This window comes from Geomobilimonas luticola, assembly GCF_018476905.1.
GTDB lineage: Bacteria > Desulfobacterota > Desulfuromonadia > Geobacterales > Geobacteraceae > Geomobilimonas > Geomobilimonas luticola.
Genome location: NZ_JAHCVK010000011.1, coordinates 70,908 through 85,278, shown reverse-complemented (window position 1 = coordinate 85,278; position 14,371 = coordinate 70,908). Strand labels below are relative to the sequence as shown.

The 14,371-nt window shown below is 60.3% G+C and carries 16 protein-coding genes; 10 read left to right on the top strand and 6 right to left on the bottom strand.

Going from position 1 to position 14,371, the window contains the following annotated elements; translation table 11 throughout:
• The first annotated feature begins 70 nt into the window (after window positions 1–70).
• The 5 genes from KI810_RS15920 to galU all read left to right on the top strand — a co-directional run bounded on the left by KI810_RS15920 (window position 71) and on the right by galU (window position 3,779).
• Entirely contained in the window at window positions 71–319 is a 249-nt protein-coding gene (locus KI810_RS15920; protein ID WP_214176553.1) for an FmdB family zinc ribbon protein, read from the top strand.
• 136 nt (window positions 320–455) lie between these two features.
• The gene (gene folD, locus KI810_RS15915; protein WP_214176552.1) at window positions 456–1,316 is read left to right on the top strand and encodes a bifunctional methylenetetrahydrofolate dehydrogenase/methenyltetrahydrofolate cyclohydrolase FolD; all 861 of its coding nucleotides are present in this window, start codon (window positions 456–458) and stop codon (window positions 1,314–1,316) included.
• Between the two features lie 76 nt (window positions 1,317–1,392).
• On the top strand, window positions 1,393–2,040 hold the full coding sequence (locus tag KI810_RS15910; protein ID WP_214176551.1) for a methylenetetrahydrofolate reductase C-terminal domain-containing protein: 648 nt from the start codon (window positions 1,393–1,395) through the stop codon (window positions 2,038–2,040).
• Between the two features lie 3 nt (window positions 2,041–2,043).
• Window positions 2,044–2,913, top strand: a complete 870-nt coding sequence (locus tag KI810_RS15905) for a methylenetetrahydrofolate reductase (RefSeq protein ID WP_214176550.1) — start codon at window positions 2,044–2,046, stop codon at window positions 2,911–2,913.
• The gene (gene galU / locus KI810_RS15900) at window positions 2,913–3,779 is read left to right on the top strand and encodes a UTP--glucose-1-phosphate uridylyltransferase GalU (RefSeq protein WP_214176549.1); all 867 of its coding nucleotides are present in this window, start codon (window positions 2,913–2,915) and stop codon (window positions 3,777–3,779) included. The genes KI810_RS15905 and galU overlap by 1 nt, the downstream gene beginning before the upstream one ends.
• 61 nt (window positions 3,780–3,840) lie before the next feature.
• On the opposite strand, the gene KI810_RS15895 is transcribed toward galU, so the two are convergent.
• Together KI810_RS15895 and KI810_RS15890 are read right to left on the bottom strand one after the other, a co-directional pair.
• Complete coding sequence (locus KI810_RS15895) at window positions 3,841–4,704, bottom strand: energy transducer TonB (RefSeq protein WP_214176548.1); 864 nt, start codon at window positions 4,702–4,704, stop codon at window positions 3,841–3,843.
• Between the two features lie 58 nt (window positions 4,705–4,762).
• The gene (locus KI810_RS15890) at window positions 4,763–5,341 is read right to left on the bottom strand and encodes a TMEM165/GDT1 family protein (RefSeq protein ID WP_246525757.1); all 579 of its coding nucleotides are present in this window, start codon (window positions 5,339–5,341) and stop codon (window positions 4,763–4,765) included.
• A 357-nt stretch (window positions 5,342–5,698) separates the two neighbouring features.
• Here KI810_RS15890 and KI810_RS15885 point away from each other — a divergent pair, with 357 nt between their 5' ends.
• Complete coding sequence (locus tag KI810_RS15885) at window positions 5,699–6,460, top strand: TerC family protein (protein WP_214176546.1); 762 nt, start codon at window positions 5,699–5,701, stop codon at window positions 6,458–6,460.
• Between the two features lie 40 nt (window positions 6,461–6,500).
• Complete coding sequence (locus tag KI810_RS15880) at window positions 6,501–7,436, top strand: TerC family protein (RefSeq protein ID WP_214176545.1); 936 nt, start codon at window positions 6,501–6,503, stop codon at window positions 7,434–7,436.
• A 4-nt stretch (window positions 7,437–7,440) separates the two neighbouring features.
• On the opposite strand, the gene KI810_RS15875 is transcribed toward KI810_RS15880, so the two are convergent.
• Together KI810_RS15875 and KI810_RS15870 are read right to left on the bottom strand one after the other, a co-directional pair.
• On the bottom strand, window positions 7,441–8,535 hold the full coding sequence (locus KI810_RS15875) for an AI-2E family transporter (protein ID WP_214176544.1): 1,095 nt from the start codon (window positions 8,533–8,535) through the stop codon (window positions 7,441–7,443).
• Between the two features lie 31 nt (window positions 8,536–8,566).
• A complete protein-coding gene (locus tag KI810_RS15870; RefSeq protein ID WP_425513907.1) occupies window positions 8,567–9,868 on the bottom strand; it encodes a hemolysin family protein in 1,302 nt (433 codons plus the stop codon).
• A gap of 201 nt (window positions 9,869–10,069) precedes the next feature.
• Here KI810_RS15870 and lexA point away from each other — a divergent pair, with 201 nt between their 5' ends.
• The 3 genes from lexA (at window position 10,070) to dinB (ending at window position 12,255) form a co-directional block, all read left to right on the top strand.
• On the top strand, window positions 10,070–10,678 hold the full coding sequence (gene lexA, locus KI810_RS15865; protein WP_214176542.1) for a transcriptional repressor LexA: 609 nt from the start codon (window positions 10,070–10,072) through the stop codon (window positions 10,676–10,678).
• 63 nt (window positions 10,679–10,741) lie between these two features.
• Window positions 10,742–10,990, top strand: coding sequence for a hypothetical protein (locus tag KI810_RS15860; protein WP_214176541.1), 249 nt, complete (start codon window positions 10,742–10,744; stop codon window positions 10,988–10,990).
• On the top strand, window positions 10,987–12,255 hold the full coding sequence (gene dinB / locus KI810_RS15855) for a DNA polymerase IV (protein ID WP_214176540.1): 1,269 nt from the start codon (window positions 10,987–10,989) through the stop codon (window positions 12,253–12,255). The genes KI810_RS15860 and dinB overlap by 4 nt, the downstream gene beginning before the upstream one ends.
• 13 nt (window positions 12,256–12,268) lie before the next feature.
• Here the strand turns inward: dinB and ftsH are convergent, their stop codons facing one another.
• Both ftsH and KI810_RS15845 read right to left on the bottom strand, forming a co-directional pair.
• On the bottom strand, window positions 12,269–14,119 hold the full coding sequence (gene ftsH, locus KI810_RS15850; protein ID WP_214176539.1) for an ATP-dependent zinc metalloprotease FtsH: 1,851 nt from the start codon (window positions 14,117–14,119) through the stop codon (window positions 12,269–12,271).
• The gene (locus KI810_RS15845; RefSeq protein ID WP_214176538.1) at window positions 14,119–14,310 is read right to left on the bottom strand and encodes a hypothetical protein; all 192 of its coding nucleotides are present in this window, start codon (window positions 14,308–14,310) and stop codon (window positions 14,119–14,121) included. The genes ftsH and KI810_RS15845 overlap by 1 nt, the downstream gene beginning before the upstream one ends.
• Window positions 14,311–14,371 lie beyond the last annotated feature (61 nt).

The following is a 14,371-nucleotide window of genomic DNA, read 5'->3' as shown; positions in this document are numbered from 1 at the left end:
CCCGCTCCATTATATTTAAAGCTCCGGAAATAACCCGACGAATCAATAGTTTTGAGGAGGACGTCGATCCATGCCCGTCTACGAGTACCAGTGCACTGCCTGCAACAACACCTTCGAACTGCGCCAGAAATTTTCCGATGAGCCGGCCACCGAATGCCCCGCCTGTGGAGGCACGGTGAGAAAGCTCATCTCCAGTACCGCGTTCAGCCTCAAAGGGGGCGGCTGGTATACCGAAGGGTACGGCAGCAGCAAAAGCTCCGATGCCCCGACCTGTCCGTCGGGCGGCAGTTGCGCCGGCTGTCCGTCAGCCGCCGCCTGAGCCGATACCGCTAACCCTGCGGCACGAAAAAGAATCCTCCACCTCCGGAGGATTTTTTTGTCCCGAAAAGGCTTTACAAATCCCCCCCCGTTTTCTATTATTCCCGGACATTACAACGCATGGAGGGAGTACGACTGTGGCCCAGATCATCGACGGAAAAGCCATTGCGGCCAAGATCCGCGGCGAAATAGCCAATGACGTGAAAATCCTTGCCGGCCAGGGGATCCAGCCAGGACTGGCGGTGGTGCTGGTGGGAGAGGATCCGGCCAGCAAGGTCTATGTCAGCATGAAGGAAAAGGCCTGCCAGGACGTGGGGATTTTTTCCGACGAGCACAAGCTGCCGGCGGAGACAAGCGAGACGGACCTCCTGGCACTCATTGACAAGCTGAACCGTGACCCGCGCATCCACGGCATCCTGGTCCAGCTTCCCCTCCCGAAACAGATCGACACGGAGAAAGTGCTGGAGGCCATCTCTCCAACCAAGGATGTGGACGGCTTCCATCCCTACAACGTCGGCCGACTGGTGGTCGGCAAGCCCCTCTTTCAACCCTGCACCCCCTATGGCGTCATGATCATGCTGAAGGAGACGGGGGTTGACCTGAAGGGGAAGGACGTGGTGGTGGTCGGCCGCTCCAACATCGTCGGCAAGCCGGTCGCCCTCATGTGCCTGCAGCAGCACGCAACCGTTACCATCTGTCACTCACGGACCCGTGACCTGGCCGCAAAAGTGGGACAGGCCGACGTCGTCATCGCCGCCGTCGGAGTGCCGGAAATGATCAAAGGGGAGTGGGTCAAGCCGGGAGCGGTGGTCATCGACGTGGGGGTGAACCGGGTCGGCGACAGGAAGCTCGTGGGAGACGTGGAGTACGCCGCCGCCAGTGAACGGGCCGCCGCCATCACGCCGGTCCCCGGCGGAGTGGGGCCCATGACCATCACCATGCTCCTCTACAACACCGTGGAGTCGGCCAAACGGCAGGCAATAGGCAATAGGCAATAGGTGTAAATCCTGGGTAGACAGGTGTAGACCTTCCCTCCCCATAGCCCGGTGCCTATAGCCCCTAGCCCGAGGTTCTATGATCGTCAGCAAACAGAAACCGCTCGAAGATATCCTCGCCAGCCTCGACGGACATTCACGTGTCTTTCTGGTCGGTTGCGCCAAGTGCGCCACGGTCTGCAAATCGGGGGGAGAGGAAGAGATCTGGCAGATGCAGGAATCCCTCACCTCTGCCGGCAAGGAGGTGACCGGCTCCGTCGTCATCGACGAGGCCTGCCACATGCTGCGGGTCGGCCGCGACCTGCGGGCCAGGAAGGAGATAGTTGACGAGGCCGACGCCCTTCTCGTACTCGCCTGTGGCGCCGGTGTCCAGTCAATAGCCGCCAGTGCCGGCAAGCCGGCCATTGCCGGAGCCGACACGCTGTTCCTCGGCAATATCCGGCGTTTCGGCCAGTTCGAGCAGCGCTGTTCCCTCTGCGGCGAGTGCATTCTCACCGAAACCGCCGGCATCTGCCCGGTGACCGTCTGTCCCAAGGGGCTTCTCAACGGCCCCTGTGGCGGCATGGACCAGGGGCGCTGTGAAACCGACCCGGAGGCGGAATGCGTCTGGCACCAGATATACCAGCGCCTCAAGGAACAGCAGGCGACGGAGAACCTGAAAAAAATCGCCCCCGGCAAGGATTTCTCCCGGATGCTCAAGCCGGGGAAACTGAAGCTGGACAAATAACGCATGACTTCGCAACTCCAGCAAAAACTTGCCGCCGGTGACTTCGTCGTCACTTCCGAGGTCTGTCCCCCCAAGGGGGTCGACTGCGGAGAATTCCTCGCCAAGGCCCGGGTCCTGAAGGGACAGGTTGACGCCATCAATGTCACCGACAACCAGGGAGCCAACATGCGCATCGCCCCCCTGGCGGTGGCGGCGCTTTTGGTCCGGGAGGGGATCGAGCCGGTCTACCAGGTCACCTGCCGCGACCGGAACCGGATGGCGCTGCAGAGCGACCTGCTCGGTGCGGCGGCCCTCGGGGTCAGCACCATCCTGGCGCTCACCGGCGACCACATCTCCTTCGGCGACCACCGGCAAGGGAAGCCGGTCTTCGACCTGGATTCGGTCCAGCTCCTCCAGACGATCTCCACTCTGGCAAGCGGTTTCGACCTGGCCGGCACGCGGCTTAACGGTGCTCCGTCCTTCTTCGCCGGCGCCGCCGCGGCACCGGAGGCAGAACCGTTCGAGCTGACCCTCTTCAAACTGCAGAAAAAGGCCGCCGCCGGGGCCCGCTTCTTCCAGACCCAGGCCATCTTCGACCCGGACCGGCTGGCCGCATTCACCACGGCCGTCAGCCCCCTCGGCGTCAAGGTCATCGCCGGCGTCATCCTCCTCAAGTCCGCCGGCATGGCCCGCTACATGACCCTGCACATCCCGGGACTCAGGGTACCCGACCACATCGTTACCGAATTGGAGGAGGCTTCCGACCCGGCCGCCAAGGGGGTGGAAATCGCCGCCCGACTCGCGGCGGCTGCCCGCCGGCACTGCGACGGCATCCATGTCATGGCCATGGGAAGGGAAGAGCTTATTCCGGACATCATCAAGGAGATACGCTGATGCAGATAAAGAAAGCGGTATTCCCCGTGGCAGGGCTCGGCACCCGGTTCCTCCCCGCCACCAAGTCAACCCCCAAGGAGATGCTCCCCCTCATCGACAAGCCTCTCGTGCAGTACGTGGTGGAGGAGGCGGTGGCTGCGGGAATCGAGCAGATACTCTTTGTCACCGGCCGGAACAAGCGGGCGCTCGAAGACCACTTCGACATCTCCTTCGAGTTGGAAGCGCTCCTCTACGAAAAGGGGAAGGACGTTGAACTCTCCCAGATGCGGCATATCGCCGAAATGGTCAACATCTTCTACGTCCGCCAGAAACAGGCGCTCGGACTAGGCCATGCCATCCTCTGCGCCCGGGACTTCGTGGGTGACGAACCGTTCGCCGTCCTCCTGGGTGACGACATCATCGACGCCGAAAAACCCTGCCTCGGCCAGCTTCTGGAGGTCTACCGGAAATACCGGGGGACCGTGCTCGCCTTGGAAAAAGTGCCGATGGCAAACATCGCCTCTTACGGCTGCGTCAAGGCCAACCATATAACTGACCGGGTTTACGAAGTCACCGACCTGGTGGAGAAACCGAAACCGAAGGACGCTCCGTCGGATATGGCCATCATCGGCCGCTATATCCTGACGCCGGACATCTTTCCGATCCTGGAAAAACAGGAGCCGGGCAAGGGGGGGGAGATTCAGTTGACCGACGCCCTCGTCAATCTGGCCAAGGACGAAGCGATCTACGGCTGCCTGTTCGAGGGGGTTCGCCACGACTGCGGCGACAAGCTGGGATTCCTGAAGGCCACGGTCGACCTGGCTTTGAAACGGGAGGAGTTCAACGGCGAGTTCCGGAAATTCCTGAAGGAAAAGCTGGCCAAATAAAATGGAGGGATTTCTCCCCCCTCCCAATTTCCCCTCCATGCTGCACTGCCTCTGCTCTCCGTCAGCGCAACGTGCCGCGACGTCCCCCCCGGGTGATCCCGTACTGGAAAAAGGCGATCAGGTTGAACTGATCCTTGTCGTAACCACGGGGAAAGCCGCCTATCGGCCCGACCATCCGCAGGGTGCGCAGGACCTCGTTGTCCAGAATTCGACTTCCTGAACTCTCGAGAATTTCCACCTTCTCGATTTCTCCCTGCCGGTTGAAGGTTATCCTCACCGGCGTAACCCCCTCGATGCCAAGCTGGGCCGCCTCCTGGGGATAGCGCCAGACCCCGTAGACCGCTGTCTCGAACCGGCGCAGGAACGAGCCGAACATGATATCGTCGGTATTGAGAAACCTGGTTTCCCCCTCCGCCACCTCTGGTCCGTATTTCTTCCGATAACTCTCCTCCAGTCGGGCCATCTTGTCGGCGCTCGGCATAAGCCGGGCAATGTCCGGCCCCGGTTGCGCCCTCGGCTTGAAGATGTCCACTCCGCGGGGAGATTCCTTGACCGGCACCTCTCCCTTCCCGGCGGGGCGACTCTCACCCCGCTCCCTCCCTGGAGCCTGCCGCGGGGGAAAGGGCTGGGCCGGCGCAGACCTGGAGGGGGGGGCGGCTACCCGATCCCTCTCCCTCTCACCCTTGGGTGCGGTCTCCCGGGGAACACGCCGAAACTGGTCTGACTGGCGCCGGACTGCCCTTTCATCCCTGGCAGATGGCTGGCTGACAGGAGGCAAGTCCTGAAGTTCGACCATCACCGGTTCCTGTTTCGCCACCGTTTTTTTCTCGGGAGCCAGGAGGATGACGGCAAAGAGCGCCACGTGGAGCAGCACGGAGAGGGCAAGCAGGTAGAGGAAGGCTTTTTCAATATATCTGTTGGACATCTATCTCTGCCGGGTCAAAAGAGTTTTCCCCATTGTAGGCCAGTACCAGCGGATTCCCTTACCCGGCCAGAGCCTGGTAGAGGATGACCGCACCGAAGATGAGAAAAAGGGTTCCCGCTCCCCGGTGGACATAGGCAAGGGGAATGAAGCGGGTCAGCTGCCTGCCGACAAAGATGCCGACCAGGGATACCGCCCAGAGGGCCAGGGTCGAACCGGCAAATACCGCCAGGAGCGACTCGTGCTGTGCTGCCAGGCTGGTGGTGACCAGTTGGGTCTTGTCCCCCAACTCCGCAAGGAGGATCATGAAGAAGGCGGTGATCACCGGTCCCCGCCTCGTGAGTTCCCGCTCTTCTGCCTCCTCCTCTTCTTCGTCGAATCCGCCGGACCGCAGCGTGCTTACCCCGAAGAAGAGAAACAGCCCGCCGGACACGAGCTTGATCCAGAACAGGGGGAGAAACGCGAACAGCAGCTTGCCGACCAGCACCGCCCCCACATTGAGAAGGGCAAAGGCAAGGGCAATGCCGATGAATATCCTTTTCCACGGGTGCCTGGTAGCAAGGGCCATGGCGGTCAACTGGGTCTTGTCCCCCAGTTCTGCCAGGAAAATAATACCAAAGCTGCTGAAAAACACGGTCATATCCACAATTTCCCCCTTGAACCACTCCCCGGGATGGTAAAAGATTAACCCGCAAATTGCAAGGCCCGATTCCCCCGAACCGACGAAGTGGCAATTTCCTGTTGACAGGCGGAAGCTGCTGCGGGTATCATTCCACGAGCAATAAAGGGGAGTAGCTATCGGCCGGATAAATGGCCGACCCGACGCCCGTCAAGACGGTGGCAACACCCGGGCCCGGGGCACAGGACGTGATCCTTCGCATGCAAGACCTTTATCCAGGGCGGTTCGCGCACCATGGATAAAGGTCTTTTTCGTTCGTGTCCACAGCTGGAACTGAACAAGCTCTGATTCTGAATTCAATCACGTAAGAGGTGTCGCATGGAATGGTTGACGGATCCACAGGTCTGGCTGGCTCTTACCACACTCACCGCACTGGAAATCGTGCTCGGCATCGACAACATCATCTTCATCTCCATCCTGGCGGGAAAACTCCCCCGCCATCAACAGGAGAAGGCACGGATCATCGGTCTCGGGCTCGCGCTCATCACCAGGGTTGCACTCCTCTTCTCTCTTTCCTGGCTCATGGGACTCACCACCCCCCTCTTCTCGCTCCTCCACTGGGAGATATCGGGGCGTGACATCATCCTCATCGCAGGAGGGCTCTTTCTACTGGGGAAAAGCACGCTGGAAATCCACGAGAAGCTGGAAGGTGAAGAGGGGCACTCATCCGCCGGCACGGCAGCATCGTTTACCAGCGTCCTCGTCCAGATCATGCTGCTGGACATCGTCTTTTCCCTCGACTCCATCATCACCGCGCTGGGGATGGCCAATCGCCTGGCGGTCATGGTGGCGGCCGTCGTGCTGGCGGTGGGTTTCATGATGTTCTTTGCCGGCAGGATCAGCGCCTTCGTCGACCGGCACCCGACCATCAAGGTGCTCGCCCTCTCCTTCCTCATCCTTATCGGCGTTGCCCTGGTGGGAGACGGCCTTGACATGCACATACCGAAAGGGTACATCTACTTTGCCATGGCATTCTCCGTCATGGTGGAGATGCTGAACCTGCGGGTCCGCGGCAAAGGGACGCCGGTCAAGCTTCATCAACCCTATGTGGCCGAACCCGGTCATGACGTCAAGGGATAAGGCAACCACACTTTTCACCCATCTGCAGGGAGTAACCGTTATGTCTTCCGAAACCATGCTCTGGCTCGGCTTTGGCGCCATTATCACCGTAATGTTCGTTCTCGATCTGGGATTGTTCAACCGCAAGAGCCACGCCATCAGTTTTCGCGAGGCCCTTGCCTGGACCCTCGTGTGGGTCTCCCTGGCCCTGGCCTTCAACGTCTGGATCTATTTCTCCATGGGGCCGACCAAGGCGCTGGAATTCTTCACCGGCTACCTCATCGAAGAGTCCCTTTCGGTGGACAACCTGTTTGTCTTCATCATGATTTTCAGCTACTTCCATATCACCAAGGCGCACCAGCCCAAGATCCTCAAATGGGGAATCATCGGCGCGCTCCTGATGCGGGCGGTCTTCATCCTGGTCGGGATCGAGCTGATCGAACGGTTCCACTGGATGATCTACGTATTCGGCGGGATACTGATCTTCACGGGGATAAAGATGGCGTTCGGCGGGGAAGAGAAGGTTGAGCCGGAGAAGAACCTGCTGGTGCGGCTGGTGCGGAAATTCGTCCCGATCACCAAGAGGATCAGGGACGACCGGTTTTTCATCAAGAAAGGGGGGGTTCGGGCCGCGACACCCCTCTTCCTGGCGCTGCTCGTGGTGGAATCGAGTGACGTGATCTTTGCGGTGGACTCCATTCCCGCGGTGCTGTCAGTCACCCACGACCCGTTCATCGTCTATACCTCGAACGTTTTCGCCATCATGGGGCTCAGGTCCCTCTACTACCTGCTGGCCAACGTCATGGAGATGTTCGCCTACCTGAAACTGGGGGTCTCCTTCATCCTTACCTACGTGGGGGCCAAAATGCTCCTGACGGACGTTGTCCATATCCCCATCTATTTCTCCCTCGGCGTCATCATCGGCACCCTTACCCTGGCCATTATCATCTCCATCACCCTCGCCCCGAAGACAGGGCATAAACATCACCGCCCCTGAATCGTCACACGTCCTCCGGGGTTTCCGAATCCGCCGGATTCCCCGGAAAAAGCTCCTCCCGGTAGATGTCGAACAGTTCCATGAACAGCGCCAGGATGACCGGCCCGACGACAATGCCGATGAAGCCGAAGGAAATCACCCCCCCGAAAATTCCCAGGAAGATCAACAGCAGCGAAAGATTGGCCTTGCCGACGATGAAGATGGGGCGGATAAAGTTGTCGATGGCCCCGACCACGAGAAATCCCCAGAGCACAAGAACGACCGCCATTACCGTCTCCCCCTGCACGAAGAGGTAGAGAGCTCCCGGTCCCCATATAAGGGCGGTCCCCACCAGGGGGATCAGGGCACAGGCAGCCATCATGGCGCCGAACAGGGCCGGCGACGGAAGCCCGGTAAACCAGAACGCCAACCCGCCAAGCATTCCCTGGATGAGACAGGTCATGAATATCCCGAAGATCACCGCGGAAACCACCTTCTTCACCGTTTCCTCAAGCTTTTTCCTGTGCGCATCCTTCAAGGGGATCACGGACCAGAACCGCTTTTGGAAGCGCCGCCCGTCACGGTAGATGAAGAAAAGGACCACCAACATGATGATGAGCATGAAAACGAAAACGAACAGGTTGGCAACCATTCCCGTCGCGTAGCCGAGAAACGAGGACGCCAGCTTCTTGGCGGCGGGAATAATGGTCCCTTCCAGGTCGATTCCCAGTGGCTCTATATACGGCCAGACAGTATCAACCAGCGGTGCGACGGCGGGATGGCGGGCGAAACTCTCCAGCACGGTCCCGCTGCCGCCTTGGGATGTTGCCGTTTCCAGATACTGGTATGCCACCACCCCCTGCCGGACAAGGAAAAAGGAAAGCCCGACAAAAGGGATGACCAGCGTCAGCAGGATGCCGGCCGTCATAACCCCTGCGGCCACCGTATCCCGCCCCTGAAGGCGCCGGTGCAGTTTTTCATAGAGGGAGAACGTGACAATGCCGAGGATCAGCGCCCATCCGAGGGGAACGAACATGGGGGCAAGAAGCTTGAACACCAGCGTGGACGCCAGGGCAAACAGAAAAAACATCACCAGTGCGAAAAAAACCTTGCGGTCCATCGAGCCCTCCACCCCATCCTGATCATTCCAATTATTGATTTTCACCTGCTTCGCTGATCCTCACCTTGACAATGGCCGTTTTCTTCACCTCTTCGCAGGTAAGGAGGTACTGCCGCCACGCCAGTACTTCCCCTTTTTCGGGGAAGCGGCCGAGCTCCGCAAGGATGAGCCCCGCCAAGGTATCGTAGGGGAGGTCCTCCTCCATCTTTATGTCGAGCAGGTCTTCCAGGTCGCTGATGGAAATCAGGGCGTCCACCACCAGGCTGCCATCGGGAAGCTTCTGCACCCGCCGCGGTTCGCCGACGTCGTGTTCGTCCTCGATCTCCCCCACCAATTCTTCCAGCAGGTCCTCGGTAGTGGCCAGGCCACTGATCCCCCCGTATTCATCCACCACGAGCGCCATATGTATCCGATTGCGCTGCATCTCCTTCAAGAGTTCATTGACCTTTTTCCCTTCAGGCACGTAGAACGGCGGACGGGTGATAGTGGCAATGTCGAAGTCAGGATCGCTCACCATCCGGCCAAGGAAGTCCTTGCCATGGATAAAGCCGACGATGTTCTCGATGCTGTCGCGGAACACCGGATAGCGGGAATACTGGTTGTCGAGGATGAAGCGGAGCATCTCCTCCCGGGAAAGCTCCAGGTCGAGGGCCGCCATCCGCGTGCGGGGAACCATCACCTCCCGCACCGCGGTGTGGGTGAAGTCGAAGATGTTCTTGATGTACTCGTGCTCCGTGGCGCTGAACACCCCGCTCTCCCGCCCCTCGGCCACGATGTGCTGCACCTCTTCCTTGGTAATGAACGCCTTTTCTCCCTCGCCCCTTACACCCAGCAGGGCAAGAACGGCTTTGCTCGACATCGTGAGAAAGGCGACGGCCACTACCCCCACCTTAGACAGGACGTTAATCGGCTTGGCCACCTGGAGTGCCATCCGGTCCGCATAGCGGAGAGCGAGGGCCTTGGGTACCAGTTCCCCCAGGATAAGCGAAAAATAAGCGAGGAGAACGACCACTATCGCCAGGGAGAGGGGCGCCGCCGCATTCCTGACAAACGCGAAAGGCATCGCCTGGAGAAGGGGGGTCAGGAACTGAACGGCCGTCGCACCGCCGACGGCGGAAGCCATGGTTCCGACCAGGGTGACTCCGATCTGGACCGTTGCCAGAAAGCGATGGGGATCGTCCTGCAATTTTTCCACTATCCTGGCCCGCTCGTCCCCTTCGGCCAGCAACTGGGCGATCCTGCTTTTTCTTGCCGAGATGATCGCCAGTTCGGCACCGGCGAAAAAACCGTTGGCCAGGATCAGCACAAGAATGACCGCCAGTTCCTCCCAGATTGCAACCAAACTGACACCCCCTTAACCACAAATTTTCCATACTCCTGCCAATTCTCACCGCAGAAGCCGCACTTGTCAACCATTTGTAGCGGTCAGCCGCCAAAAACTCCTCCTTGACAGACGGTCCCCCTGCCGCTACAATTGGTTATCATTTGACAACCTAAGTAAATTTCTCCCCCGGCTGCATTATCAGGAGAGAGTATGGAACCGCTCACACCACGCCAGCAGCGCGTCCTCAGCTACATCACCGTCTGTCTGGAAACCCGCGGCTACCCCCCCACTCTGCGGGAGATCGCCGGCCACCTTGGCATAAACGGCACCCTCGGGGTGATGAAGCACCTGGAAGCCTTGGACCGGAAGGGGTTCATCCACCGGGAACCGGGTGATTCCCGGGGGATCACCCTGGCCCGACCGAAGGTCGCCGCCGTCTCTCTCCCCATCGTGGGGGTGGTGCGTGCGGGACTCCCCCAGCCCGCCAGGGAGGAGATCGAGGGATATTTCGCCATCGATCGCGATCATGTCCGGTCGGGAGGAGCCTTCTTCCTGCGGGTCAGGGGCGACTCCATGGTCAACGCCGCGATCCTGGAAGGGGACCTGGCCCTGATCCGCCCCCAGGCAACGGCGGAAAACCGGGACATTGTCGTTGCCATGGTCGATGGCGAAGCTACCCTGAAAAGGTTTTACCGGGAGAAGGGCCACATCCGCCTGCAGCCGGAAAACCCCAACCTGTCGGCGATCATCGTCCGGGAAGGGGAAGGAGAGGTGAACATTATCGGCAAGGTGATCGGAATCTTCCGGCCGCTGGAATGAGGAGCGCAAAGGACACAGGGTAACAGGGGCTTGTTTTCACCTTTAACCTTTCACCTTTTTACTATGATGCAGCTGATCGAGGAACATATCCGGGTGGCCGTCATCTTCGGTCCGGGAGACCGTATCAGGCCGGTCTGGTTCGACTGGCGGCGGCGAAAATACGAAATCCGGCAGGTCACCTCCCGTTGGGAGGAGCGGCAGGGGGCAGCCACCCTCTTCCACTTCGCCGTCAGCGACGGGGCAACCCTCTTCGAACTGACCTACAACGCCACGGCCCATGCCTGGCGACTGGCAACGGTGGATGCGCAATGACAGGAAACGACCCGTTCTCCACTCCACAGGGACGAATCCACGACCGCACCATCCTTCACCTGGACATGAACGCCTTCTTCGCTTCGGTGGAGCAACAGGCAAACCCGTGCCTCCGGGGAAAACCGATTGCCGTCGTCGGCGCGGCGGGACGGACCGTCATCCTGACCGCCTCCTATGAGGCCCGCGCCTTCGGGGTCAAAACCGGCATGCGGATCCATGAGGCAAAGGCCGCCTGCCCCGACCTCATCCTGGTTACCACCAACAACCGGCTCTACACCCACATCTCCCGCAGCATCATGGCCATGCTCCACGATTTCACCCCGCTGGTGGAGGTGTTTTCCATCGACGAGGCGTTCCTCGACCTGACCGGCTCACTCCGGCTCTTCGGTTCCGGGGAGCGGGTCGCCCACCTCATGAAAGCCCGTATCCGGCACCACTTCGGCCTCTCCTGCTCCATCGGCATTGCCCCCAACAAACTCCTCGCCAAGCTCGCCTCGGAGATGAAAAAACCGGACGGGCTCACCTTGATCCGCCCGGAGGAGGTCGCTTCGCTGCTGGAACGGGTGCCGATCAGGGAGCTGTGCGGCATTGGCGCCACAACCCAGCGCGCCCTGGCCCGCTACGGCATTACCACCTGTAGCGAACTGGGGCGATTTCCGGTGGATATCCTCACCCGGCACTTCGGCGTCATCGGTGAGCGACTCCACCGGATGGGGCTCGGGGAGGACGATTCCCCGGTGGTACCGGCGGAGGAAGCGGAAGAGGTCAAGTCGGTCGGCCACAGCACCACATTTGACCGTGACATGGAGCGGCGGGAAGACATCCATTGCTGGCTCCTGCAGCTGGCCGAGATGGTCGGCCGGCGGGCCAGGCGGCACGGGGTGATGGGGAAGACGGTCACCCTTACGGTCCGCTACGCCGATTTCACCACGTTCAGCCGCCAGACCACCCGCTCCACCTTGACGAACCGGAGCGACGAGATCTACCGGACGGCGGCGGAACTCCTGGACAGTATCGACCTTGCCCAGCCGGTCCGGCTCCTGGGGGTGCGCATCACCAACCTCTGTTACCAGGGGGAACAGCTCCCCCTGTTCGGGGCGGAGCGAAAGAAAGCCCTGGCCACCTGCGCCATGGACAGCGTCAACAACCGTTACGGGGAGTTTGCCGTCACCTTCGGGAGCCTTGTTGACGGCGAGAAAAAGGGGTCAAAGGTAATCTCTCCGGCTTGGCGGCCGGAAGGGATACAGCGGGTCGAGGTGGGATAGGGTCGGGGAAGGGTCACGAGGAAGAGAGTATCTCGTCAACCCGTTTTCCATCAAGGGTCTCTTCTTCAAGAAGCGCCTTGGCCAAGGCATCGAGCCTGGAGCGACTGGCAACCACCAGCCCCTCGGCCTTCACTTCCGCTTCCTTGATGATGGCAGCTATCTCCTGGTCGATCACCCAGGCCATCTGTTCGGAGAAACTCTTCTCCTCCGCCAGCTTCCGCCCGAGGAAGGGATGCTCCTCCCCCCGGGAAAAGGTCATGGCGCCAATCTTGTCGCTCATTCCCCACTGGCAGACCATCTTCTCCGCAAGGTCCGTAACCAGCTTCAGATCGCTCTGGGCGCCGGAGGAAAGATCGTTGAAGACCAGCCGTTCGGCAACCCTCCCCCCCAGCGCCACGCAGATACGATTTACCAGGTAGGCCTTGGGGTAGTGGTAACGGTCGTCCTCGGGAAGCTGCTGGGTCACCCCCAGGGCCATGCCACGGGGTATGATGGTCACCTTGTGGATCGGGTCGGTGCCGGGGAGGAGTTTCGCCACCAGGACATGCCCCGCCTCATGGTAGGCGGTGATGCTTTTTTCCTGGTCGGAGATGAACATCTTCCGTTCACCCCCCATGAGAATCTTGTCCTTGGCCTTTTCCAGGTGGGCCATGGTCACGACCGGCGCGTTTTCCCTTGCCGCCTGGATGGCCGCCTCGTTCACCAGGCTTTCCAGGTCGGCACCGGTCATACCCGGCGTTCCCCGGGCGATGACGGCCAGGTCCACGTCCCGGTCCATGGTGATTTTGCGGACATGAACCCTCAGTATCTGCTCCCGGTCGCGCCAGTCGGGGCGATCGATCACCACGTGCCGGTCGAACCGCCCCGGCCGGAGAAGGGCCGGGTCGAGCACGTCCGGACGGTTGGTGGCGGCAAGCACAATCACCTCATCGTGGGAATCGAAGCCGTCCATTTCCGAAAGGAGCTGGTTGAGGGTCTGCTCCCGCTCGTCATGACCGCCGCCAAAGCCGGCCCCCCGGCTCCGCCCCACCGCGTCGAGCTCGTCGATGAAGACGATGCTCGGCGCAGATTTCTTGGCATTGGTAAAGAGGTCCCGGACCCGGCTCGCGCCGACGCCGACAAACATCTCGATGAACTGGGACGCGGAGATGGAGAAGAACGCCACCTCCGCCTCACCCGCAACCGCACGGGCCAGGAGGGTCTTCCCCGTTCCCGGCGGCCCCACCAGCAGCACCCCCTTGGGGACCTTGCCGCCGATCCGTTGGAATTTCTTCGGGTCCCGGAGAAACTCGACGACCTCCCGCAATTCCTGCTTCGCATTCTCCATGCCGGCAACATCGTCAAATGTGACCTTGACCTTGTCCCCCGCGGCATACATCCGAGCGCCTGACTTGGCGAAACCGCCCAGCATGGCTCCCGGCCCCTGCCCTTTCATCCCCCGCATCGCAAACCACCATATCCCGAGGATGAGGACCCAGGGGAGGAAACTGAACAGGACAGCGAGATAGGGGGAAGTTTCGGTGGGGAGCGCAACAATTTCCACCTTTTTCGCCGTCAACTCGTCCATAAGGTGCGGGTCGGCAATGGCAGGCATGGTGGTGGAAAAGGCAGACACCTGGCGTGTCGTCTGTTTTCCCTGTACTGCGGTTGAAACGGCAACCTTGGTGCGGAACTCTCCCTTGATGGACGCCCCTTTGAGTGTAACCTTCCCGATATTGTCGGCGGTCAATTCCTGGCGAAAACGGCTGTAGCTGATTTCGGCACCACGTTCCGCAGTCTGCTGCAGGATCATGCCGTAGAACAGATTGAAAAAAACCGCCAGCACCAGCATGATCAACAACGGTTTCCAGAAAGTCGGACCCATCAGTGCGACCCTTTCTCCTCAGGCAGGTTATCAAGTTTTGCCAATTGCCGGCTGTCGTCCCCCAACAGGCTGTTCAGCTTCTGCATCTCCTTGATGCGGCGACCGGCCTTCTTGTTGTCGCTCTTCACGCTGTCGAGCTTTTTCCTGACCGCCGTAACACATTCCGCAATCGTTTCTGGCCGCTTTTTCATGCATCTCCCGCCTTCCCGGTACGCACCCGTCCACACAAGGAGGGTTTTCATGTAAGTTTAA